The sequence below is a fragment of the Haemophilus haemolyticus genome, assembly GCF_003493605.1.
Taxonomy (GTDB): domain Bacteria; phylum Pseudomonadota; class Gammaproteobacteria; order Enterobacterales; family Pasteurellaceae; genus Haemophilus; species Haemophilus haemolyticus_J.
The window spans coordinates 53246-77402 of sequence record NZ_QQKA01000008.1 but is presented as its reverse complement, the minus strand read 5'-3'; the positions used below and the strand labels follow the sequence as shown (position 1 = coordinate 77402).

The window sequence follows — 24157 nt, the reverse complement described above, 5'->3', positions numbered from 1 at the left end:
ACCACCGTAGTGTTTTGCTAATACGGTTGTGATTGCTGCTGTTAAAGTTGTTTTACCGTGGTCAACGTGGCCGATTGTACCCACGTTTACGTGCGGTTTTGTACGTTCAAATTTTTCTTTAGACATTTAAAGAGTCCCTCTAAATAGACACGGTTATCGATGGGTAAATAAAACCACATTAACCAATAAAATTATTTATTCTAAATGAAGGAAAGAGAATTGAAGGATGGTGCTGATAGGCGGATTTGAACCGCCGACCTCACCCTTACCAAGGGTGCGCTCTACCAACTGAGCTATATCAGCGTTTGGAGCGGGCAGCGGGAATCGAACCCGCATCATTAGCTTGGAAGGCTAAGGTAATAGCCATTATACGATGCCCGCAAGTCCTAAATTCGTCTGTCCCATCAGGATTCATCTAAAAGATGGTGGAGGGAGAAGGATTCGAACCTTCGAAGGCTGAGCCAACAGATTTACAGTCTGCCCCCTTTGGCCGCTCGGGAACCCCTCCACACTAAATGAATACTTGATACGAAAGAATGGTGCCGACTATCGGAATCGAACTGATGACCTACTGATTACAAGTCAGTTGCTCTACCTACTGAGCTAAGTCGGCATGTCGTAAGCAAGTGAGGCGTATTATATGGAAAAAACTTTTCGTGACAAGTTTTTTTTCTAAAAAAAGTATTTTTTTTGCGTGTTCGTTTAAATCACAAGCAAAAATGTGAATTTTTAACCAAATCTTATTAAATTTACTGAAAAATAAATGCGAACATGCCGGTTATAGAGTATATTTTTCTTCGTTTATTTAGCTATCAAATAAAATTATTGTGGAATTTTCAACTCAGCAAACACCCTTTTTAAGCTTTAATCGTGAACAATGGGCGGAATTACGTAAATCCGTTCCATTAAAATTGACAGAACAGGATCTGAAACCACTTTTAGGTTTTAATGAAGACCTTTCATTAGATGAAGTAAGTACGATTTACCTACCATTAACTCGTCTTATTAACTATTACATTGATGAAAATCTACATCGCCAAAGGGTACTACATCGTTTTTTAGGCAGGAATAATGCCAAAACACCTTACATAATTAGTATTGCTGGCAGTGTTGCTGTTGGGAAAAGCACTTCAGCACGTATTCTACAATCTCTGCTTTCTCATTGGCCAACTGAAAGAAAGGTTAACCTCATCACAACAGATGGGTTTCTTTATCCATTAGACAAGCTTAAACAAGATAATCTTTTACAAAAGAAAGGTTTTCCTATTTCTTATGACACACCTAAACTCATTCGCTTTTTAGCAGATGTAAAATCAGGTAAAAGCAATGTTACAGCACCAATCTACTCTCATTTAACATACGATATTATTCCTGATGAATTTGATGTGGTAGATAAACCCGATATTCTCATTTTAGAAGGATTAAATGTTCTTCAAACAGGCAATAACAAAACAAATCAAACCTTTGTATCAGATTTTGTTGATTTCTCTATTTATGTCGATGCAGAAGAAAAATTACTGAAAGAATGGTACATCAAACGCTTTTTAAAATTCCGAGAAAGTGCATTTAATGATCCTAATTCTTACTTTAAACATTACGCAAGTTTATCAAAAGAAGAGGCTGTTGCGACGGCAAGTAAAATTTGGGATGAAATTAACGGGTTAAATCTCAATCAAAACATTCTTCCCACCCGTGAGCGAGCAAATTTAATTCTAACAAAAGGTGAAAACCATCAGGTAGAGTTAGTTAAATTGAGAAAATAGACTAAAAGTGCGGTAAAAATTCACCGCACTTCTTATATAGACAATATAAAAAAGGAGCATCATTTGATGCTCCTAAAATTTAAATCTAACTTAAGCGTGATCTTCCGCTTTTTCAACCGTTCCTTTGACAGTCAAACAAATTTCCGTTGAAATCAAATGAGAAAGCGTTGAAGCCAAACATTCTATTTTTTCAAGATTGCCATTGCCTGATTCATCAAAATAACCTTGCTCTTTCAAATTCGCAATGAACATAGAAAAAACGGCTTTATCAAAGAACTCCGGCGCGTTAATACCATGCAATACAGATAAACGTTGTGCAACAAGTTGGCTTTCTTTTTCCAGTTCTGCACGTGAAATATCTGGTTGTTTTTGCAAAATTGTCACTGTGATGTAGTAACGTTGCAAGATTTCACGCATTCCCGCAGACCAAAGTTGTAAAATACGCACTTTCGATTTATTGATAGATAAGAAATTATCATTAGAGTTAATCACCTGTTGGCGCGCAAATTCATCAATAATTTGGTGAATTTGAGTTTTTAACTCTTCTTCACTAAAGTGCAAGAATAACTCGCCTTTTAAGAACGGATAAATCTTATCGACAGCTTCCACTAATAAATCTTTTTGAATCGCCTCATAATGCAAAATGATGCTTGCAACTAAAGATGGCAATACAAATAAGTGTTGAATGTTATTGCGGTAGTAAGTCATCAACACGGCTGATGCGCGTTCCAAACGCACAATTTCCCCGAAGTTATCTTTTTCGACTAACACGCCAACACGATCAAGTGTTAATACATGATTTAACATCGTTTCAGGCGTAGCAGTTGGCAATACAACATCTTCGGAATAAGGCACGTTTTGCAGTAATTGTTGGTAACTAGCCAGTTGTTCCAAAAGTTGCTCACGAGAAAGCGCACGCTGACGAGAAGACAGTAATGCCGTCCCAACTAAATTCATTGCATTCACCGCGGCAGCTTTATTAATGTTCACCATTACTTGTTTTGATATAGAATCAACTGCAGGAGCAAACCATTGTGGTTTTTCTTCGTGGTTTTGCTCTTTCCAATCAGGGAAATGTTGATTCAAGTAGTTGGAAAGCGTAATTGGCTCACCAAAATTCACAAAACCTTGACCAAGATTACGTAATTTTTTTATTACTCTAAGAACCAAACCTGCATTTTCTTTTTCTTTCGCCGCACCACGTAATTCTTTTGCATAAGTATCCACCTCTAATACGTGCTCATAGCCTACATAAACTGGCACAACAGAAATTGGACGAGTTTGATTATGCTGCAACGCTTGAAGAGTCATCGACATCATGCCCGTTTTTGGCGCAAGTAAACGACCAGTGCGCGAACGACCACCCTCAATAAAATATTCTACCGAATAACCACGATGGAATAACTCTGATAAATATTCGCGGAAGATTGCAGAATATAATCTGTTTCCTTTAAAAGTGCGGCGAATAAAGAATGCGCCCCAACTGCGGAACATTCTACCCACAGGCCAGAAATTTAAGTTAATCCCTGCTGCGATATGTGGCGGGACAAGCCCTTGATGATAAAGCACGTAAGAAAGCAATAAATAGTCGATATGACTACGGTGACAAGGCACATAAACAATTTCATGACCTTCAAGTGCTAATTTACGTACACGATCTGCATTTTGCACATCAATACCAGAATAAAGTTTATTCCAAAGCCAACGTAAAAAACGATCAGCGGCTCGTAAACTTGAATGACTTACATCAGCAGCGATTTCATCCAAAATCTTATGCGCTTCTTTTTGCGCTTTTTCAATACTGATATTTTTCGATTTTGCTTCATCTTCAATCGCACATTGAATTGCTTCTGATTGCAATAATTTATTAAACATAGCTTGGCGATTTGGTAAACGCGGACCTGTGGCAGAAATACGCTGTTTGGCAAAATGCATTTTTGCCACTCGAGCCAGCTTTTGCGCAATTTTTTCATCAGAGCCATGCTCATTCACCATATAACGTAATGAAACGGCTTGAGAAAAACGTACAAAAGTATCACGTCCAAACCAAATAGCAGCAAAAGTTTTTTGCATGCCATTTAACAAGCGCAAGTTAGGCAAACCGGATTTATCTTCATGCCCAGGAGAACGCCCCCAAAGAACGGAAACTGGAATAAGTTGCACATCTAAACTCTCAGAAGTGCGGTGTAATTCGAGGTATTTATTGAAAATCGTGGTGGTTTCATCTTTCGCACCTTTCGATTTAAAAATGCGGCGCCCCTCATCTAAATACACATAACGAGGCAACTTCACACCAGCAATTTCATTTTTCTCAGCAGGATCAGGCAAACCTAACGCCAAACAATTTCGACGGAAAATAACGAAATCTGTTTGAGAGGTATAAGGCAAAACATAAACAACAGGTTGGTGAATATTGAGGGAAAGCTCTTCTATCGGATTGGCTGGAATTGGATTATTTTTCACTAATACTGACAGAGGCAGGCTCAATAATTGGCGATACATATTTACAAAATTTGCCATGATAAATTTTCTCTTTGTTGTAAATTTAAAATATTTTAACACATCCGATCTCAACTACTTCAAAAAAATTTGGTGACAAAATGTGACCTAAGGCACAGATTTAAAAAATAACTATTGCAACTTCACACAATCTGTATACAATACCAGTTATATGTATTTAAAAACAGGAGTGTATATGAGACCATTAACAGCACGCCAACAAGAAGTGTTGGATTTATTAAAACGTCATTTAGAAACAACAGGCATGCCACCAACACGAGCCGAAATATCTCGAGAATTGGGCTTTAAATCCCCCAATGCTGCAGAAGAACATTTAAAAGCGCTTTCACGCAAAGGTGCGATTGAAATTATTCCTGGCGCATCTCGCGGTATCCGCATTTTAGACAATAGCGCAAATGAAGAATTTGATGGTTTACCACTCGTGGGGCGCGTAGCGGCTGGAGAACCGATTCTTGCAGAACAACATATCGAAGCAACTTATCGTGTAGATGCCGATATGTTTAAACCACAAGCAGATTTCTTACTAAAAGTTTATGGTCAATCCATGAAAGACATTGGTATCTTAGATGGTGATTTATTAGCTGTACATAGCACCAAGGATGTACGTAATGGACAAATTGTCGTTGCCCGTATTGAAGATGAAGTGACGGTAAAACGCCTTGAGAAAAAAGGTTCTATCATTTATCTACACGCAGAAAATGAAGAATTTGATCCAATCGTGGTAAATCTTGAAGAACAAGAAAACTTTGAGATTGAAGGCATTGCAGTAGGGATCATTCGTAATAATGCTTGGATGTAATCTGAGTAAACTAGCGAATAAAGTGCGGTAAAAATTTCCTGTGTTTTACCGCACTTTTCTTCGTCTAAAATTCTGAATTTGCCATTCTTTTTACCGCTCTCTATAATGCAATTAATCTTGAATTTAAATAAAGGATGGAAAAATGCAGTTTTCCAAAATGCACGGATTAGGCAACGATTTTGTTGTGGTTGATGGTGTTACTCAAAATGTTTTTTTTACGTCAGAAACCATTCAACGCTTAGCTGATCGCCACCGTGGAATTGGCTTTGATCAGCTTTTGCTTGTTGAGCCACCTTATGATCCTGAACTCGACTTCCATTATCGCATTTTCAATGCCGATGGAAGTGAAGTTTCGCAATGCGGAAATGGTGCCCGCTGTTTTGCTCGTTTTGTGACATTAAAAGGGCTAACTAACAAAAAAGACATCGCGGTTAGCACGCAAAAAGGCAATATGGTTCTAACGGTAAAAGACGATAACCAAATTCGTGTGAATATGGGCGAACCTATTTGGGAACCAGCAAAAATTCCATTTACCGCAAATAAATTCGAGAAAAATTACATCCTACGTACAGACGTTCAAACCGTCTTATGTGGTGCCGTTTCAATGGGCAATCCTCATTGTGTTGTACAAGTAGATGATATTCAAACTGCAAATGTTGAACAACTTGGTCCTTTGCTAGAAAGTCACGAGCGTTTTCCTGAGCGTGTCAATGCTGGTTTTATGCAAATCATCAATAAAGAGCATATTAAACTTAGAGTTTATGAACGTGGTGCTGGAGAAACTCAAGCCTGTGGAAGTGGAGCTTGTGCAGCTGTTGCAGTTGGAATTATGCAAGGTTTATTGAACAATCGAGTTCAAGTCGATTTGCCAGGCGGTTCATTAATCATTGAATGGAATGGCGTTGGTCATCCACTTTATATGACTGGCGAAGCGACCCATGTATATGATGGTTTTATAACCCTTTAATCTTCTTATCCCCATCAAATTCTTAAAGATGGGGATTTTATTCCTCATGAACGCAAACGTTTTCGTTTCTAGAAATATCCTTTATAATACACCTAGATTTTCATTCCTATCCTCATAAAGGACCCCCTTATGTTTCAAACTTTTCGTGGCTCACCCGCCCTTTCTGAATTCCGTATTCAAGGCTTAATGCAAAAATTCCAACAAAATCAATTACCAGTGAAATCGGTTTACGCGGAATATTTGCATTTTGTGGAATTAAATCGACCGCTTGTTAGCGAGCAGGAAGCAAAATTAAAAGCGTTGTTACATTACGGTCCAACCCTGACAGAGCATGAAGCCAAAGGCGAAACTTTTATCGTGATTCCACGCGTTGGCACGATTTCTTCTTGGTCTTCTAAAGCGACAGATATTGCGCATAACTGCGGTTTAAGTGAAGTAGAACGTATTGAGCGTGGTTTGGCGTATTATTTTGAGTTAAGCCAACCGCTTGATGAAAAAACAACAGAAAAATTGACCGCACTTTTACACGACAGAATGATGGAAACGGTGGTGCGCAATCCGCAAGATGCGGAAATTTTATTCCGTCATCAAGAGCCGAAACCATTTAAAACCGTGGATATTTTAAAAGGCGGCCGTGAAGCTTTAGTGACAGCCAACGTAGAATTAGGTTTGGCACTGGCAGAAGATGAAATTGATTATTTGGTTGAAAACTTCACCCAATTAGGGCGTAATCCGCACGATATTGAGCTTTATATGTTCGCACAAGCCAACTCTGAGCACTGTCGCCATAAAATCTTTAATGCAGATTGGATTATTGATGGCAAAAAACAGGATAAATCCCTGTTTAAAATGATTAAAAATACCTTTGAGAAAACCCCTGATTTCGTGCTTTCAGCCTATAAAGATAATGCTGCAGTAATGGAAGGCTCAAAAGTCGGCCGTTTCTTTGCGGATCAAGACGGACAATATCGCTATCACAATGAAGATACACATATCTTAATGAAAGTGGAAACCCACAACCACCCAACCGCAATTTCGCCATTCCCAGGTGCCGCAACAGGTTCGGGCGGTGAAATTCGTGATGAAGGCGCAACCGGTCGTGGGGCAAAGCCAAAAGCTGGTTTAACCGGTTTCTCCGTATCAAACCTTGTCATTCCAAACTTTGAACAACCTTGGGAAAATCCACTTTCCAAACCAAACCGTATTGCTTCAGCCTTAGATATTATGATTGAAGGTCCATTAGGTGGCGCAGCATTTAACAATGAATTTGGTCGACCTGCGTTATTGGGTTATTTCCGTACCTATGAAGAGAAAGTCAACAGCTTCAACGGCGAAGAAGTGCGTGGTTATCACAAACCGATTATGTTAGCGGGCGGTATCGGTAATATTCGTGGCGAACACGTTCAAAAAGGCGAAATACCAGTGGGTGCGAAATTGATCGTATTGGGCGGCCCTGCTATGAATATTGGCTTAGGCGGAGGTGCCGCTTCTTCTATGGACAGCGGGAAATCAAAAGAAGACTTAGATTTTGCTTCCGTTCAACGTGAAAATCCAGAAATGGAACGCCGTTGCCAAGAGGTGATTGACCGCTGCTGGCAATTAGGTGATGAAAACCCAATTCTCTTTATTCACGACGTGGGCGCGGGTGGTTTATCTAATGCGATGCCTGAATTGGTGCACGATGGTGAACGAGGTGGTAAATTTGATTTACGCTCAATTCTTTGCGATGAAAAAGGCATGTCACCATTGGAAATTTGGTGTAACGAATCGCAAGAACGTTATGTATTAGCCGTTGCACCAGAAAAACTCGACTTATTTACCGCACTTTGTGAACGCGAGCGTGCGCCGTTTGCGGTCATTGGTGAGGCAACGGAAGAGAAACATTTAACCTTGCATGATAGCCATTTCGATAATAACCCAATTGATTTACCAATGAATGTGTTATTAGGCAAAACCCCGAAAATGACGCGTGAAGTTTCGTCAAAAACTGTCGAAAATCGACCGCTTGCAACGGAAAATATTCAATTAAAAGAAGCTTTCCATCGCGTATTACGCTTACCGGTGGTGGCAGAAAAAACTTTCTTAATCACCATTGGCGACCGTTCGGTAACCGGTATGGTGGCACGCGATCAAATGGTCGGTCCATGGCAAATTCCCGTGTCTGATGTGGCCGTCACCACCGCATCATTAGACAGCTATCACGGCGAAGCCATGGCAATGGGCGAGCGTGCACCTGTGGCATTATTAGACTTCGGTGCTTCTGCACGTTTAGCGGTGGCTGAATCCATTACCAACATTGCGGGCACCAACATTGGCGATATTAAACGTATTAAACTTTCTGCAAACTGGATGTCTGCAGCAGGTCATGGTGGTGAAGATGCTGGCTTATATGAAGCTGTTAAAGCGGTGGGTGAAGAACTTTGCCCTGCGTTAGGCATTACCATTCCAGTGGGTAAAGACTCTATGTCGATGAAAACTACTTGGGAAGAAAATGGTGAGAAAAAATCCGTTACTGCACCGCTTTCTTTAGTGATTTCATCTTTTGCCCGCGTGGAAGATGTCCGCAAAACCGTGACACCTCAATTACGCACAGACAAAGGCGAAAGCCGTTTATTGTTGATTGATTTAGGCGAAAGAAAAAATCGCTTAGGCGCGACCGCACTTGCGCAAGTGTATAAACAATTAGGTGACAAACCAGCCGATGTGGTGAACGTAGCCAAACTGAAAAACTTCTTCGATGCAATGCAAGCATTGGTGGCAGAGCGTAAATTATTGGCTTACCACGACCGTTCAGACGGTGGTTTAATTACCACACTTGCAGAAATGGCATTTGCGGGTAACTGTGGCGTGGATGTTGATATTTCTCCGTTATTCGATAGCGGAAAAGGATGGGCGCTTGAGCTCGGTGCAGAACACTATGCGCAAGAAATTTCCGAGTTAGCCATTTTATTTAACGAAGAATTAGGCGCGGTGATTCAGGTATTAGAGGCGGAACTTGACGCTATTTATACGGTGTTGAAAACACATGGATTAGAGGGAATTACCTACGACATCGGCAAGGTTAGCAACGATGATCGCATTGTGATCCATCAATTCAGAAGGGAAATTTTGGATGAAAAACGCTCCGAATTGCGTGGCATTTGGGCGGAATTGACCCATCAAATGCAACGCTTACGCGACAACCCGGAATGTGCCGACCAAGAATTTGAAGCGAAAAAAGCAACAGACAACAAAGGTTTATCCGCTCACTTAACCTATGATGTGAATAAAGATATTGCTGCGCCGTACATCAGCAAAGGCGTGAAACCGAAAGTGGCCGTATTACGTGAACAAGGCGTAAACAGCCACGTTGAAATGGCGGCAGCTTTTGACCGTGCAGGTTTTGCGGCGATTGATGTTCACATGAGCGATTTAATGACGGGTCGTTACAACTTAAATAACTTCAATGCGATGGTGGCCTGTGGTGGTTTCTCTTACGGTGACGTATTAGGGGCTGGTGGTGGCTGGGCGAAATCCATTTTATTTAACCCACAATTACGCGATCAATTCAGCCAATTCTTCGCCAATGAAAACACCCTTTCATTAGGTGTATGTAACGGCTGTCAATTTATCTCCACCCTTGCAGAAATCATTCCTGGTGCAGAAAACTGGCCACGTTTCGTGCGTAATAAGTCAGAACGCTTTGAAGCTCGTGCCGCGATGGTGAAAATCAACGACACCAACTCATTGTGGTTTAAAGGCATGGCTGGTTCACATATGCCGATTGCGGTTTCTCACGGTGAAGGTCGCGTAGAATTCAAAACACCAGAAAACTTGACCGCACTTCAAGCACAAAACTTGATTATGGCACAATATATCGACAGTCATTTAAACGTGACTGAAACTTATCCAGCCAACCCGAATGGCTCGGCATTAGGGATTACAGCAATTTCTAACGTGGACGGTCGTATCGCTGCGATGATGCCTCACCCAGAACGTGTATTCCGTGCCGTGAGTAACTCATGGTATCCAGAAGATTGGTCTGAAGATGGGGCGTGGATGCGAATTTTTAGAAATGCGAGAATAAATTTCAAATAATGTGAAATTGCTCACAGAAAATTAATACAAAATAAGAGATACTGGGCCAGTCAGTATCTCTTTTTTATACTGAACAATTCTTGGATATTTTGTCCGTAATATCAATTGAACTATATGAGGAGTTCTTAATGAGTAGTTTAGTTACATTGCTAGCTAATATTGTTGCACCATTGCAACGTCAATTTATTAACTTTATCCGCATTGCTATTTGTGTAGTGATGATTTGGATTGGTGGCTTAAAAGTTTGCCAATATGAGGCAGATGGTATCGCACATTTTGTGTCAAATAGTCCTTTCTTAAGCTTCCTTTATAAAAATGGAGCAAATATGGTAGAAAATGATAAGGGTGTTTTGGTAAAAGAATATACCTTATATAAAAACCCTGAAGGCAAAATGGTCGCAAAAAATATTGAATGGCATAAAGCTAATGGCACCTATACAGCTTCTTATATTATTGGCGCGATAATCGTCACCATTGGTATTTTAGTATTAGCAGGCATTTGGTCTCCAACATTAGGTTTATTTGGTGGTTTACTCACCTTTGGCATGTCGATAGTCACTCTGTCGTTCCTGATATTTACGCCAGAAACCTGGGTGCCTAATTTAGGCGGGGACTTCCCAACACCTAATTATGGCTTCCCATATCTCTCAGGTGCTGGCCGACTCGTGATTAAAGATATTATTATGATGGCAGGCGGTTTAGTTGCTGCAGCAGAATGTGCGAAACGCTATTTAAATAATAAAAAACAATTTGCTTAATTGCGTTATTTTAAAAGGCTTGCTGGGATAAATGGTAAGCCTTTTTATTAAGATATAATATTTTAATTAAATAACAATTTAAAATGGAATCAATATATGTCTCAACAACCTTTTTCAATTTATCTACTTAAAGAAGGCTTTAATCATTCAAACGCTATTAATAAGAGTTATGAAAATAAGCTTAAAAAACTAAACAATAATGAATGGAAAAGTCTTGATTTATCTGATGCATCACTGTTTCTACAAATATCAAATCCTAAGCCACCAATATGGAAAACATATTTTGGAATAACTGAAGATATTAATAATCAATTACAAGGGGCAATTTTATTTTTACCAATTAAAGTAATAAAGAGTGACTCAACTGAATATTATAGATACTTTGCAATAACTTTTGGACATTCATATCATGCTATTTCTAGAAAGTCTATAGATCATAACTTTGGATTAATTACTACTTTAAATGCATTAAACCCAAAACAATCTATTAGAAGCATAGATGCTGTTTTTCTAGAAAATGAAAAACGAGAAAGAATTCAAAGCCCTAAATTTACTTCGTTATCTTTTTTTAATTTTAATAAATATGAATCATTAGTAAAATCTTTGCAAGGAAAAGTAAAAGAGGAATATAAGGAAATATTCAATAATATAACGGGTACTGTTAGCTTTAAATGTACTTCAAGCAAGTCATTGAATGAGTTGGAAGACCTATGTAGAAAATTATTTGATATTTATTCTAAAAAAGATTATGAAAATAATTTTCCTGAATTAACTTATATTAAGCCTGAGTTAGATCCTGATAAGATTGATAGCTTAAATAAAAGCCTAATTTTAGCAATTCAAAATAAGGCTGGTAATGTTTCACTATCTATTCCTGGAATTTTAGATCCTTTAATACAATTAACTTTTGAGTATAATGGAATCGATGATATACCCCAAGAATATAGTGATGTTTTATTTGATCATTACTATGATTATGTTATTGAAAGCAACTTAAAAGTTGCTCAAATAGAATTAGACGATTTATATGATCATAATATAGTTTGTAAGAATATTGAGAGTAAGGAAGATATAGGATGCTATTCCATTTATGATTGTATTGTTTTTGATACTACTGATTCTGATAATAATACTTATCATTTGTATGATGGAAACTGGTATAAGATAAATCGAGATTATATATTACAACTCAAGAAAGAATTAGATCCTATTTTTATTGATACTCATAGAGTATTAGGAGATTATGCTCATCAAAGCGAAGGAGATTATAATTCTGCTATGGGGAAGAATTTAGATACTATCTGTTTAGATAAGGAAGATATTTCACCGGAAAAGCAAACTAGTATCGAGCCATGTGATTTAATTACTTTAGAGAATGAAAAAGATACAGAAAATAAAATAATAAACCTTATTCATATCAAAATAGATACAAAATCGTCTTCTTTAAGTCATTTGTTTAATCAAGGTCTTAATTCAGTTTCTTTAATTAGATCGAATTCTGAATCTAAAGATAAATTAATAAAAATGATTGGCACCAAGGCAGTTTTTTTAGAGGCGATTCAGTCTAATAAATATAATGTAATTTATGGTATTGTTACTAAAAAAGATCCTTCTAAAAAATCAGATAACCTTCCGTTATTTTCAAGAATTAGTTTGTCTAGAATTTTAGAACAATATAAGTTACTTGGTGTAAGTTGTAATGTCATTTTTATAAAAAGAAAGTAATGAGAAAAATTATTGATAGGCTATAAATCTAGTCTTGGATATTGAAGTATTTCTCCAAGAGCGGTAAAAAATCACAACGAATTTTGACCACTCTTTTTATTGCTTTTACTTACGTATTATTTTTGTTTTTTCAAAAACTCAACGCCAGTGTCTGGGAAGTCGGTGAATACACTGGTTGCACCAGATTTATTCAATAACGCATCTTTACGCGGCAGTGTATGGGGGTAATTCCACTTTATTTTTCCAAATGCTTTGACCAACTTTACAATATTGCATTAGAATACGAGCCTTTAATTTTTGCTGTAAGGAATAGAAATGGAAGAATCTCCAGAATTAGAAAAATTGCCTCGAATTATTACTGGTGTATTGAAAATCGTGCTTTGCACGGCATTGATTGCGTTAGCGATTGTACTCATCATTGCCCTTGGAAAAATCACTTATACTTTAGCGATGATGGTGCTTAATACTTCGACTGTCGTGCCTTATGATGTAGCTGAACAAGCAGTGATGTTTTTCTTATATTTCGGGTTTATTGGCTTGATTGTACAGTATTTTAAAAGCGGCTATCACTTCCCTTTGCGCTATTTTATTTATGCAGGGATCACCGCGATGTTGCGTTTAATCATTGTTAATCATGAAAGCTCGGTAGATACCATCTTATTTGCAGGCGCAATTTTGATTATGGTGATCGCACTCTGTTTGGTGTTATATTCTAATAAACTGAAAAATCTATAGTTTTAGATTCAAAGCAACAAAAAACGCACTTCACTTGAAGTGCGTTTTATCTTTTAAGTTGAGCTACTCAGATTTGCTTTCTAAAAGTGCGGTTGAATTTTCTTCTGTTTTTTCTTCCGCACTTTCTAGGGCGACATCCTGAATTGCCATCACTGATTTCAAACTCTCTTGGCGAACTTGCTCAGCTAATGCTTTATCACCCGCTTGTTCAAATACATAAGATGCCATCATCAAATCATTTGGCTCTAACTGTTCAGGGCAAGCCATCACGTTTTTGAATACATCTGCTGCTTTAGCAAATTCATTATTACGAACATATAAATAACCCAAAGCACGATTGATACAGCATTTTTGTTTCTCATCTGCACGTTTTGCACGTTTTTCGATTAGCTTGAGAAGTTTACTGTTATCTTCTGGTTGTAAACGTGTAATTTGAGTACAAAGTTCTTTGCTAATGCTGGTGTTATCGCCAATTTTCTTCAATACTTCAACAGTAAACTCTGATGCTGACTCATGGTCATTACAATCAATTAAACGCTGAATTAAACCAACTTTGAGATCAATATTATTACGACGACTACGAGACTGAGCATCCCACCACTCAAGCAAACCATCTACTCCTTCTTCATTCATTTTCTCATCGAGCAAACCATTTTCTGTTTGAGAACGAAGATCTTTAAACTCTTCAGCACTGAATAAACCACTATTTTCAACCCCATCTAGAATCTTATCGAGGGCTTGATAGGCTTTAGAACGAAGATAAATTTCTACCGCCAGTTTTAACACTTCTTTATTGCGATCAGCCATTTCTAACAAGCTATCCACAGAACTACGTGCCGCTGGCAATTTGTTTTGTTGCAATAAAATACGCGTGCGGGCAATTTCCACTAGCAAATTATCTGAACCAGCTAATTCAGTGGCTTCAATCAAATAGCGATTTGCGCTAAATTCATCACCACGTTGTTGTGCTGCTTCAGCAGCTTTGATGAGGTTTAACACAGGCTCAGCAGAATGTTTGGCATTCTTACCAATCAATTTTTCTGCTTTGGCGTAATCCCCTTCATTCATCTTCATCAAACCTTCAAGGGTTTGTTTCTGCGCTCTCACACGTTTACGGCTAGAAAACCAATTATAAGAACCGCGACTTAAACGTAGAAAACGTGTGACGATCCATTCCAAACCATAAATAATCGCTAAAGCAATTACGAAGAAAATCACTAATGTCGTAATCGACATTTCAACGATATTATTTGTTGTTTCAATACGAACATAGCCTTGCTGACCAGAAAGATAAGGCCCTGCAATCAACCCAGCAAGCAATGCTAGCATTAAAAAAAGCACTCTAAACATAGGCTATCCTTATTTTTGTGTCTCAGCTTTTGCCGGTTGAGATTCTTGTTTTTCTGGTGCAGATGCTTCTATTACCACACCTTCAGCTTTAGGCATAGTTTCAATGGCTTTATCCGCTTCAATTTCCACCTTTTGGACATCTAACGGCGCACGATTGAGATATTTATCAAGCAAGGTCAAACTTTTTAATTGCTCTGGCACATCGACATAAATAGAAGAATCAGCCAGCTCATCTACTGATTTTAAGAAATTTTGCGTCACTTCTGCATTCGTATCAAAATAGCTACGAACCCAAGAAGCAACCGCATCTAAAGATTGTTTATAAAGTTCATCTTGCTGGCGTGGTACGGCCATAATAGCAAGTTGTAAACGTAAACGAATGTTCTCACGAAGATAAATATCTTGGTTTGGTGCAAGCAACTCTTTTTTATCCGCACTTTGTTTTGGCGAAATACGAATGAAGTGATTTAGGAAAGAAGTTGCACTCTTTTCCACATTTTGCTGCCAATCTGCAATATCATCAGATAATTTACCGCTCTTTTCTGGCGTTTCATCAAAATTCACATTCAATGCTTGTAACTCATCCACAGTGTTAGCAAGCTGTGAAAGTTTTTGCATTACTGCATTTTGGTCTACGCTTGAAAGTGAAAGAAGTTGTTTTAAATCTTGGTTGATTGCCGTACGAATCGCATTCGCTTGTGAATTGTTTACCTTAACGAGTGTTTCATCAGCCAATTTTAATAAAGAAATAGCTGTATCAACATCGTTATCTAAAACAAGTTTACGCAAGGCGTTATTTAACAAGAAATCAGCTTCGGAAAATAACCAGTCACTCGGTTGTTGTGCACCAGCCAGTTGACTAACTTGTTTTACTTGGGCTTGTAGTGCAGCAATTTCGCCTGTTTTGCCTGCAACTAATTGCTCAAGTTGCTCGACTTTATCTTGTACGGTTTTTAAGCCTTGTTCTAATTGTGCAAGCTGTCCACTATTATTAGACCCAGAGGCAGAAACAGCTACACCACCTTGGCTTTCAAGTGCGGTTAATTTTTGCTGAATTTCAGCTACTTGTTGCTGACCAAAATAATAACCAGCCCCGCCCACACCTAGCGCAATGAGAATCGCCAATAAACTCAATGCTGTGCCCGTTTTTTTCACAATAGTTTGTGGAACTGGCTGTATCGTTTCTGTTTTTTCAACCACTTTTGGCGTATCACCAACTTGTTCAGTGATGTCGTTATCTTGATCTTTTGCCATATCAATTCCTTAATAAGTCAGATTGAATAAGTTAATGTACTCGCTTTAATAAGAAAAATACCGAGCAGTCGCCAATGGTAAAGATATAGATTCTCATATCAGCGAAATTAAGCCATTTACGCAATAAATTTGTTGGCTATCCTATCACTCTTAGGTTAAAAAGTCATTTTGATTGTTGATATAAGAAACACCTCAGATATGAGAAATCGCATTAAAAATAAGATTTTTAGTCATTTATTTTGCGTTCTGATAATTTAAAATCTCTGATTCTTCACAAACTGTGATTTTCATCACATTTTTTTGCATTTATACTCCCTAAGTGTTAAATTGTTCGCCAATTTTTGTTGTTCTGGTAGGGACACCGCGTGGAATGTAATCTAGTACAAGCAAAAAAATGGGTTAGCGCCTTGGATCAACGCCGTTTTGAGCGTGCATTACAAGGTTCAGGCGATGCATTCCAACACGTTTTAGCGGTTGTTCCTTTACTTTTACACCTAAACCATCCGCAACTTCCTGGCTATGTTATTCACGCCCCCTCTGGTATTGCAAGTTTCCTCGCATCTGATTATCAAAAAAAATGGCTCACCAATGAATACGCTATTCACTATGCCGATCATAAGCCTTCAACACTCAAAAGTGCGGTAAATTTTCACGAAGTTTTGCCACCAATTCTAGGCGTTTATGTAATGGGTAGCTTTGGCTCAATAAGTCAAACCTCTTCTTCAGATCTTGATACTTGGATTTGTGTCCGAGACGACTTAACCACTGATGAACACGCTCTTCTTATCCAAAAAACTAAACGGATTAGTGAATGGGCAATGCAATTTAATGTGGAAATTAATTTTTATTTAATGGATCAACAACGTTTCCGCAATGAACATTATGCTGACCCACTCACTGTTGAAAATAGCGGTTCTGCGCAATATATGTTATTGCTTGATGAGTTCTATCGCTCCGCTGTACGCTTGGCGGGTAAACCTCTACTTTGGTTGCATTTATGGGTGGAAAATGAAAAAGACTATGAAAAAGAGGTGGCGCGTTTAATTACGGAAGGGGAAATTGATCCAAATGATTGGGTGGATTTTGGCGGTTTAGGGCAATTTTCTGCAAACGAATATTTCGGTGCCAGCTTATGGCATCTTTATAAAGGGATTGATTCGCCTTATAAATCTGTACTCAAAATTTTGTTGTTGGAAGCCTATTCCAAGGAATACCCAAACACGTGCTTAATTGCCCGCACTTTTAAGCGAGATTTACTTGCAGGTAATACCAATCCAGATCACCATTTTGATCCTTACATTGCCATTCTTGCAAAAGTAACCCGATATTTAACCGCACTTTCTGAATTTAAACGTTTGGATTTTGTGCGCCGTTGTTTCTATGTGAAAGCAACGGAAGATCTTGCGCGTTACCAAACCAATAATTGGCGTGTTCATTACATGGAAATCCTTGCTCATGAATGGGGATGGTCTGCTGAAACGGTGAAACATCTCAATAAGCGTCCATTTTGGAAAATTAAGGCAGTAAAAGAAAACCACGATAACATAATGAAATTTTTAATGTTGAGTTATCGTAATTTAGTGGAATTTGCTCGAAAGCATCACATTCACTCGAGCGTCGTGCCACAAGATATCAACATTCTTTCTCGTAAACTTTATACTGCTTTTGAAGAACTTCCCGGCAAAGTGTCCTTACTCAACACACAGATATCTCACAATTTATCAGAAGCACACCTGACTTTTGTGGAAGTTCGCAGCAATAAACATTTTAAAGATGGTTGGTACCTTATCAATCAACCAACACACCATATTATGTTCTCCAAAGAACGGGTGATTGAATATGGAGAAAGCCTAAATAAATTAGTCTCTTGGGCTTATTTCAATCATTTACTCACTGAAAAAACCGAATTGTCAATTTTTAGCAAGAATGTGACTTTAAGCACATTGCAACGCTTTGTCACTAACTTACGTCAGTCTTTTCCAAGCACCATCGCCAAACAACCCAAAAACAGCGATTTATTGAATCAATGCGAAATTCGTAGCTTGTTTATTGCCATAAATCTCACGACCGATCCAACATCCAAAGTAGAAGAAGTATTAACGGGTATTTCATCGCGAGATTTATTTAGTTTTGGATCGCTCGAACAAAGTCTTGTGGGCAGTATCGATTTTACTTATCGCAACGTGTGGAACGAAATCCGAACGCTCCATTTTGAAGGGCAAAATGCCATTTTACTTGCACTAAAAGTGCTTTCTAACAAAATTTATCGTGGCGTTAATCGCCCAGATTCCATCCAAGTCTATTGTTATAGTGAACGTTATCGCCAAGATTTACGTCAATTAGTGATGGGATTAGTCAATCGATGCGTTAGCATCCAAGTCGGCGATATTCAACAACCTTGCCAAACATCACGCTTACGCGTAGCGGGTAAAAACTGGCAATTATTTTTTGAAGATCGCGGGATTAGCTTACAAGAAACCGGAAATGAATCGGTCTGTAATGAAGCTGAAAGTGCGGTGGATTTTGACGAAGTTTTACAAACGCCAATTGAAGATGGCGAGACAAACCAAGAAAGTCGTCGCTATCCACCAGAAATGGATGCCTTCGCAAGTGAAGGATTCCTACAATTCTTTTTTGAAGATAATTCCGATCACAGCTTCAATGTTTACATTTTAGATGAATCTAATCGTCTCGAAATCTATCGCCACTGCGATGGTGAAAAAGATGAAAAAGTGCGGGAGATTAATCAACTTTATCAAAACGCCAAACAGGAAGGCGATAAAAATCCTTACAATATCGTTCAACGTAATTTTAACTACCCTCAATTTTATCAACTACAAAATGGAAAAAATGGCATATCCATTGTGCCGTTTAAATTCCGCCCAATGAATAAGTAATATCTTCATTAGAAATTATTTCTAGCCTGTTTCACTTTTGTTTTTAATAGATCTTTCCGTATATATAAAAATTCAGCTATGATTAACATATATAAACGCGTAGTCTGAAAGCAGGCAATAGGAGGAAAAATGACATTAGATGTGTGGCAACATATTCGCCAAGAAGCCAAAGAACTTGCTGAAAACGAACCTATGCTTGCGAGTTTTTTTCATTCTACGATTTTAAAACATCAAAATCTGGGCGGTGCGCTAAGTTATTTATTGGCTAACAAATTAGCCAATCCAATTATGCCCGCCATTTCTCTCCGAGAAATTATTGAGGAAGCCTATCAAGCTAATCCTTCGATTATTGATTGTGCTGCCTGCGATATTCAAGCTGTTCGCCACCGAGACCCAGCTGTGGAGTTATGGTCCACCCCATTGCTTTATTTAAAAGGTTTCCATGCGATTCAAAGTTATCGAATCACCCATTATTTATGGAATCAAAACCGTAAATCCCTTGCCCTTTATTTACAAAACCAAATTTCAGTGGCTTTCGATGTCGATATTCATCCTGCGGCGAAAATTGGTCACGGAATCATGTTCGACCATGCAACAGGCATTGTTGTAGGGGAAACATCTGTAATCGAAAATGATGTGTCAATTTTGCAAGGCGTAACGCTTGGTGGTACGGGAAAAGAATCAGGCGATCGTCATCCAAAAGTACGTGAGGGTGTTATGATTGGGGCGGGAGCAAAAATTCTCGGTAATATTGAAGTAGGTAAATATGCCAAAATTGGAGCAAATTCTGTTGTGCTTAACCCCGTTCCTGAATATGCCACAGCGGCTGGCGTGCCAGCTCGAATTGTAAGTCAAGATAAAGCGGCAAAACCTGCTTTCGATATGAACCAATATTTTATCGGCATTGATGATGGAATGAATTTAAACATATAAGGAGACACCATGATCAACAAAGATACCCAACTCTGCATGTCTTTATCTGGTCGCCCAGGTAATTTCGGTACTACCTTTCACAATTACTTGTACGACAAGCTAGGATTGAATTTCATTTATAAAGCCTTCACCACGCAAGATATTGAACACGCTATCAAAGGCGTGCGCGCATTAGGCATTCGTGGTTGTGCAGTTTCAATGCCATTCAAAGAAGCTTGTACGCCGTTTCTAGATGAAATTCACCCGTCAGCACAAGCCATTGAATCCGTAAACACCATCGTGAACGATAATGGCTTTTTGCGCGCATATAACACTGATTATATTGCCATCGTAAAATTAATTGAAAAATATCACTTAAATAAAAATGCTAAAGTCATTGTTCATGGCAGTGGAGGTATGGCAAAAGCCGTTGTGGCTGCCTTTAAAAATTCAGGTTTTGAAAAGTTAAAAATTTACGCACGCAACGTAAAAACAGGTCAATATCTCGCCGCAGTTTACGGCTATGAATACATTGATTCCTTAGAAAACCAACAGGCAGACATTTTGGTTAATGTTACGCCAATCGGCATGAAAGGGGGAAAGGAAGAAATGGATTTAGCCTTTCCCAAAGCGCTCATAGATAATGCTAGTGTCGCGTTTGATGTAGTGGCTATGCCTGCTGAAACGCCCTTTATTCGTTATGCTCAAGCACAAGGAAAACAAACCATTTCTGGCGCAGAAGTGATTGTACTTCAGGCTGTAGAACAATTTGAACTTTATACACATCAACGCCCAAGCGATGAATTAATAGAAGAAGCCGCGGCGTTTGCTCGAGCTAAATCTTAACATCAAAAGTGCGGTGGTTTTTCACCGCACTTCTAATCTTTAATAAAACCAAATTCTCCGCTTTCATCCATTTTTAAAATTGACGCGTAATTTTTTCGCCAATCCCCTAATACAATTCGGGTAAATCCTTCTTGTTGATGAATCGCCTCACGGTGTGTGTGCCCGTGAATTAATAAATTTACACCAAACTCTTGTACTTTTTCTGTCGTAAAGGCTTGATTTACATCCATGATTTCCTGTGATTTGGCTTGTTTATCTTGATTACTCTTTGCTCGAATTTTCTCCGCAATTTTCACCCGCACTTTTAATGGTAAACACAAAAACAAACGCTGCAGCCATTTTTGATTCACTCTACGACGAAATTGTTGGTAAGCCTCATCATCAATGCAAAGCGTATCGCCATGACAAAGTAAGATTTTTTTATCATAAAGTGCGATTAATTGATAATCAGGTAAAAGCTGAACGCCCGTTTCTTTTGAAAAACGTTCACCAATTAAGAAATCACGGTTGCCGTGCTGAAAATAACATTGCACACCTTGATTTCTTACAGACTTAATTAAATCTTTAACTTGTTGAATCAATGCGGATTGCTCGTCATCACCAATCCAAAAATCAAAAAGATCACCTAAAATGTAAAGCCGTTCAGCCTGTGGGGCAAGATTCTGCATAAAATCAACGAAAAGTGCGGTCAATTCAGGCCGATTTTCGCTTAGATGCAAATCAGAAATAAAATAGCTATGTTTCATAAAAATTCCACGATTTTTGTTTAGATTAGCACATATTGATATTGAATTTGCTATACTTTAACGAAATTTTGTATAGGGCATCCTCATGTTAAAACTACTTCGAATCTTCCTCGTATTAATCTGCTGTATTCTAATTTGTGTACTGGGTACGATTTATTCTTTTATCCGCTTTAAAAATCCAAGTAACGTAGGCATTGTTGCACGTTGGTTTGGGCGTTTATATCCACTTTTTGGCTTAAAAGTAGAACATCGTATTCCTCAAAATCAAGAGCAGATTGGCCGTGCCATTTATATCGGTAATCACCAAAACAATTATGATATGGTGACAATCTCTTATATGGTGCAACCTCGCACAGTAAGTGTGGGTAAAAAAAGTTTAATTTGGATCCCCTTCTTCGGCATTCTGTATTGGGTAACGGGCAATATTTTCTTGGATAGAGAAAACCGCACAAAAGCACACAGTACAATGTCGCAACTCGCACGACGAATTAATGAAGATAATTTATCTATTTGGATGTTCCCAGAAGGCACTCGCAGTCGCGGTCGTGGTTTATTACCCTTTAAAACGGGTGCATTCCATGCGGCGATTTCAGCAGGTGTACCGATTATTCCAGTGGTTTGCTCAACCACACATAACAAAATTAATTTAAATCGCTGGGATAATGGCAAAGTGATTTGCGAAATAATGGATCCAATCGATGTTTCAGGCTATACCAAAGACAATGTTCGAGATCTTGCGGCTTATTGTCACGATCTAATGGAAAAACGCATTGCCGAACTTGATGAAGAGATAGCAAAAGGAAACTAAAATGCCACGCCTTTCCCGCCGTCAATTATTAAAAACAGCTGCGATTTCTACCGCACTTTCCACTGTGCCCGCACCATTGTTAGCGGCAAGCCGTGAAAAATTAGTTGCGCCACCACTAATTGAAGTTCGTCGCGGTCGCCCGATTGTATTAACAATGCAGGAAATGAATTATCCCCTAGATGGCTCACACAATGTGACAGTATGGGGATTCAACGGTAATTATCTTGGCCCAACCATTAAAATCAAATCAGGTAGCTTTGCCAAACTTAATTATCATAACAATTTGCCTCAATCCGTTGCCTTGTCTATTCAAGGCTTACAAGCATCAGGTGAACTGTTTGGTGGCGCAGCTAGAATACTAAAAAAAGGCGAGTCTTGGGCACCCATCGTGCCTATTGAACAACCCGCAGCAAGCTGTTGGTATCGTTCCGCAACATTAGCCAACTCAGCCTATCAAACCTATCGTGGCTTAGCTGGAATGTGGTTAATTGAAGATGACCAAAGCCTAAAAGCGAATCTGCCCAATAAATACGGCGTAGATGACATTCCATTGATTTTACAAGATATGGAATTTAATAATGATGGTCTCCAATTATTCAAACAAAATCAACCGCACTTTGTAGGCAATCGCTTATTAGTAAATGGTATTGAAGCACCATATTTAGATGTCACACGGGGCTGGATTCGTTTACGTTTGCTCAATGCCTCATTAGCTCGTGCTTATTATTTACGCTTGGATAATGATCAAGAAATGCTGCTTATTGCACAAGATTTAGGTTTCTTACCCAAAGCTAAATCAGTCAAATCTTTGGTTCTCTCGCCAGGAGAACGTGCAGAAATACTCGTTAATATGAATGAAATTGACAACGTATCTCTCATTAGTGGAAGCAAACGTGGCTTGTACGACAAAATGAAAAATATGTTGATCTCAAGCGATGAACTCGCTGATAACACCGTCCTTGAATTACGTGCTCAAGGAGAAATGTCAGCATTTAATAAACAACCAAACCTCACTTTCGAAACGGATGCGCCAGCAATGTTACAACAAGCCGTTGCACAAACTCGAGAATTTAATATTGATGTCACAAACGGCTTAATTAACCAAAGACGTTTTGACCCACGCAAAGTTGATGTAATAGCCCGAAAAGGAACAATTGAACGCTGGATTTTAAATGCAAGTTTACCTGTTGGATTTACTATTCAAGGTGCCAAATTTGTGGTAGAAAGCCAAGGAGAACATCAATTCCAAGCTAAAGAATTAGCTTGGAAAGATACAGTTTGGGTAAAAAACAAAACTCAAATTTTAGTGAAATTTGATCAAACATCTTCTGGCAACTACCCATTCTTATTTGGGGTATCAAATTTAATGCTAGAAGATATGGGATGCATTGGCGTACTGGTGGTACAATAGTTTTAACTATCCTAAAAACACCATGAATTTTAATCATTCATACTTTATTTAAAGAGGAAAATCGTAATGAAAAAATCATTAACATTAGCTGTATTTTCTTTATGCGCAGCATCATCTGTATTTGCCGCGTCCGATGTTCCACAAGAACCGCAACCAACACTTTACCTTTCAACCTATGATATGTCTGGGAAAACGCCAACGGATTTAGGTAAAAAAGATATTTCTCGTTCAGCTAAAGCACACCAACTTTGCTGGGTAGCTAATGGTAATTTTGCGAAACAAATTACTGTTACCGAAGTCTTTAAATCGCCTGAAAAAACGACCTTTTCTGTATCAGAAAATCCAAATGCAGTTAAAGTTTCTGAAGATAAAAAGACCCACACAATCACAACAACTCGTGATGCATTAAACCAAGGTAAAACGGTAGTAAATTGCTGGAAATTTGATGAAAAAGATCCTATAGGTCAATATACAATCCAAGTTCAAGTGGGTGAGATTGTTTATGACCCGTTGACATTTAACGTTGTAAAATAAGAATCCACACGTAAATTATTTCCCTATTAAAACAGGCTTATTCTTTGTCTGTCTA

The 24157-nt window shown here is 38.4% G+C and carries 18 protein-coding genes, 4 tRNA genes and 1 pseudogene; 13 read left to right on the top strand and 10 right to left on the bottom strand.

The features are described from left to right. The 5 genes from DV424_RS06780 to DV424_RS06760 form a co-directional block, all read right to left on the bottom strand. Nucleotides 1-126, bottom strand: a 126-nt coding sequence (locus tag DV424_RS06780; protein ID WP_230589789.1) for a GTP-binding protein, incomplete at its 3' end; no start/stop codon positions are given. A gap of 101 nt (nt 127-227) precedes the next feature. Beyond that, nucleotides 228-303, bottom strand: a tRNA-Thr gene (locus tag DV424_RS06775). Nucleotides 304-306: 3 nt separating this feature from the next. After that, nucleotides 307-381: transfer RNA gene (locus DV424_RS06770), tRNA-Gly, on the bottom strand. A 42-nt stretch (nt 382-423) separates the two neighbouring features. Continuing rightward, nucleotides 424-508, bottom strand: a tRNA-Tyr gene (locus DV424_RS06765). A gap of 29 nt (nt 509-537) precedes the next feature. Then, nucleotides 538-613 (bottom strand) — tRNA-Thr (locus DV424_RS06760). 214 nt (nt 614-827) lie between these two features. Here DV424_RS06760 and coaA point away from each other — a divergent pair. Further along, nucleotides 828-1763: a type I pantothenate kinase gene (gene coaA, locus DV424_RS06755; RefSeq protein ID WP_118859514.1), complete on the top strand. Its 936-nt coding sequence runs from the start codon at nt 828-830 to the stop codon at nt 1761-1763. 90 nt (nt 1764-1853) lie between these two features. Here coaA and plsB read toward each other — a convergent pair whose 3' ends face one another. Continuing rightward, nucleotides 1854-4283 (bottom strand): glycerol-3-phosphate 1-O-acyltransferase PlsB, encoded by a 2430-nt coding sequence (plsB, locus tag DV424_RS06750; RefSeq protein ID WP_118859513.1) that lies wholly within the window; start codon nt 4281-4283, stop codon nt 1854-1856. Between the two features lie 175 nt (nt 4284-4458). Between plsB and lexA the strand changes: the two genes are divergently transcribed. The 5 genes from lexA to DV424_RS06725 all read left to right on the top strand — a co-directional run bounded on the left by lexA (nt 4459) and on the right by DV424_RS06725 (nt 12609). Next, the gene (gene lexA / locus DV424_RS06745) at nt 4459-5082 is read left to right on the top strand and encodes a transcriptional repressor LexA (protein ID WP_005632942.1); all 624 of its coding nucleotides are present in this window, start codon (nt 4459-4461) and stop codon (nt 5080-5082) included. A 142-nt stretch (nt 5083-5224) separates the two neighbouring features. Continuing rightward, nucleotides 5225-6049, top strand: coding sequence for a diaminopimelate epimerase (dapF, locus tag DV424_RS06740; protein ID WP_118859512.1), 825 nt, complete (start codon nt 5225-5227; stop codon nt 6047-6049). Between the two features lie 129 nt (nt 6050-6178). After that, the gene (gene purL / locus DV424_RS06735; RefSeq protein ID WP_118859511.1) at nt 6179-10126 is read left to right on the top strand and encodes a phosphoribosylformylglycinamidine synthase; all 3948 of its coding nucleotides are present in this window, start codon (nt 6179-6181) and stop codon (nt 10124-10126) included. Nucleotides 10127-10254: 128 nt separating this feature from the next. Next, a complete protein-coding gene (locus DV424_RS06730; protein ID WP_118859510.1) occupies nt 10255-10884 on the top strand; it encodes a YkgB family protein in 630 nt (209 codons plus the stop codon). A 96-nt stretch (nt 10885-10980) separates the two neighbouring features. Next, nucleotides 10981-12609 (top strand): DUF6119 family protein, encoded by a 1629-nt coding sequence (locus DV424_RS06725; RefSeq protein WP_118859509.1) that lies wholly within the window; start codon nt 10981-10983, stop codon nt 12607-12609. 116 nt (nt 12610-12725) lie between these two features. On the opposite strand, the pseudogene DV424_RS09000 reads toward DV424_RS06725, so the two are convergent. Beyond that, nucleotides 12726-12812: pseudogene (locus tag DV424_RS09000) on the bottom strand (phosphodiesterase); the annotation flags it as partial. A 112-nt stretch (nt 12813-12924) separates the two neighbouring features. Between DV424_RS09000 and psiE the strand changes: the two are divergent. Beyond that, a complete protein-coding gene (gene psiE, locus DV424_RS06720) occupies nt 12925-13344 on the top strand; it encodes a phosphate-starvation-inducible protein PsiE (RefSeq protein ID WP_065249811.1) in 420 nt (139 codons plus the stop codon). A 63-nt stretch (nt 13345-13407) separates the two neighbouring features. Here the strand turns inward: psiE and DV424_RS06715 are convergent, their stop codons facing one another. Together DV424_RS06715 and DV424_RS06710 are read right to left on the bottom strand one after the other, a co-directional pair. Further along, entirely contained in the window at nt 13408-14694 is a 1287-nt protein-coding gene (locus DV424_RS06715) for a heme biosynthesis protein HemY (protein ID WP_118859508.1), read from the bottom strand. A 9-nt stretch (nt 14695-14703) separates the two neighbouring features. Continuing rightward, a complete protein-coding gene (locus tag DV424_RS06710) occupies nt 14704-15948 on the bottom strand; it encodes a uroporphyrinogen-III C-methyltransferase (protein WP_118859507.1) in 1245 nt (414 codons plus the stop codon). A 365-nt stretch (nt 15949-16313) separates the two neighbouring features. Here DV424_RS06710 and DV424_RS06705 point away from each other — a divergent pair, with 365 nt between their 5' ends. The 3 genes from DV424_RS06705 (at nt 16314) to DV424_RS06695 (ending at nt 20603) form a co-directional block, all read left to right on the top strand. After that, nucleotides 16314-18845, top strand: coding sequence for a class I adenylate cyclase (locus DV424_RS06705; protein WP_118859506.1), 2532 nt, complete (start codon nt 16314-16316; stop codon nt 18843-18845). A gap of 129 nt (nt 18846-18974) precedes the next feature. Then, entirely contained in the window at nt 18975-19778 is an 804-nt protein-coding gene (gene cysE, locus DV424_RS06700; protein ID WP_005692742.1) for a serine O-acetyltransferase, read from the top strand. A 9-nt stretch (nt 19779-19787) separates the two neighbouring features. Next, the gene (locus tag DV424_RS06695; protein WP_118859505.1) at nt 19788-20603 is read left to right on the top strand and encodes a shikimate 5-dehydrogenase; all 816 of its coding nucleotides are present in this window, start codon (nt 19788-19790) and stop codon (nt 20601-20603) included. Nucleotides 20604-20635: 32 nt separating this feature from the next. Here the strand turns inward: DV424_RS06695 and lpxH are convergent, their stop codons facing one another. Next, on the bottom strand, nt 20636-21349 hold the full coding sequence (lpxH, locus tag DV424_RS06690) for a UDP-2,3-diacylglucosamine diphosphatase (RefSeq protein WP_118859504.1): 714 nt from the start codon (nt 21347-21349) through the stop codon (nt 20636-20638). Between the two features lie 85 nt (nt 21350-21434). On the opposite strand from lpxH, the gene DV424_RS06685 reads away from it, so the two are divergent. The 3 genes from DV424_RS06685 to DV424_RS06675 all read left to right on the top strand — a co-directional run bounded on the left by DV424_RS06685 (nt 21435) and on the right by DV424_RS06675 (nt 24102). Continuing rightward, on the top strand, nt 21435-22157 hold the full coding sequence (locus DV424_RS06685) for a 1-acylglycerol-3-phosphate O-acyltransferase (protein WP_118788576.1): 723 nt from the start codon (nt 21435-21437) through the stop codon (nt 22155-22157). 1 nt (nt 22158) lies between these two features. Next, on the top strand, nt 22159-23568 hold the full coding sequence (locus DV424_RS06680) for a multicopper oxidase domain-containing protein (RefSeq protein ID WP_118859503.1): 1410 nt from the start codon (nt 22159-22161) through the stop codon (nt 23566-23568). Nucleotides 23569-23634: 66 nt separating this feature from the next. Continuing rightward, nucleotides 23635-24102: a hypothetical protein gene (locus tag DV424_RS06675; RefSeq protein WP_118859502.1), complete on the top strand. Its 468-nt coding sequence runs from the start codon at nt 23635-23637 to the stop codon at nt 24100-24102. The last annotated feature ends 55 nt before the right edge of the window (nt 24103-24157 follow it).

Bases quoted from the DNA above. Each gene is read 5' to 3' on its own strand.
- plsB (WP_118859513.1), bottom strand. From the start codon at position 4,283: ATGGCAAATTTTGTAAATATGTATCGCCAATTATTGAGCCTGCCTCTG.
- lexA (WP_005632942.1), top strand. From the start codon at position 4,459: ATGAGACCATTAACAGCACGCCAACAAGAAGTGTTGGATTTATTAAAA.
- dapF (WP_118859512.1), top strand. From the start codon at position 5,225: ATGCAGTTTTCCAAAATGCACGGATTAGGCAACGATTTTGTTGTGGTT.
- purL (WP_118859511.1), top strand. From the start codon at position 6,179: ATGTTTCAAACTTTTCGTGGCTCACCCGCCCTTTCTGAATTCCGTATT.
- DV424_RS06730 (WP_118859510.1), top strand. From the start codon at position 10,255: ATGAGTAGTTTAGTTACATTGCTAGCTAATATTGTTGCACCATTGCAA.
- DV424_RS06725 (WP_118859509.1), top strand. From the start codon at position 10,981: ATGTCTCAACAACCTTTTTCAATTTATCTACTTAAAGAAGGCTTTAAT.
- psiE (WP_065249811.1), top strand. From the start codon at position 12,925: ATGGAAGAATCTCCAGAATTAGAAAAATTGCCTCGAATTATTACTGGT.
- DV424_RS06715 (WP_118859508.1), bottom strand. From the start codon at position 14,694: ATGTTTAGAGTGCTTTTTTTAATGCTAGCATTGCTTGCTGGGTTGATT.
- DV424_RS06710 (WP_118859507.1), bottom strand. From the start codon at position 15,948: ATGGCAAAAGATCAAGATAACGACATCACTGAACAAGTTGGTGATACG.
- cysE (WP_005692742.1), top strand. From the start codon at position 18,975: ATGACATTAGATGTGTGGCAACATATTCGCCAAGAAGCCAAAGAACTT.
- DV424_RS06695 (WP_118859505.1), top strand. From the start codon at position 19,788: ATGATCAACAAAGATACCCAACTCTGCATGTCTTTATCTGGTCGCCCA.
- lpxH (WP_118859504.1), bottom strand. From the start codon at position 21,349: ATGAAACATAGCTATTTTATTTCTGATTTGCATCTAAGCGAAAATCGG.
- DV424_RS06685 (WP_118788576.1), top strand. From the start codon at position 21,435: ATGTTAAAACTACTTCGAATCTTCCTCGTATTAATCTGCTGTATTCTA.
- DV424_RS06680 (WP_118859503.1), top strand. From the start codon at position 22,159: ATGCCACGCCTTTCCCGCCGTCAATTATTAAAAACAGCTGCGATTTCT.
- DV424_RS06675 (WP_118859502.1), top strand. From the start codon at position 23,635: ATGAAAAAATCATTAACATTAGCTGTATTTTCTTTATGCGCAGCATCA.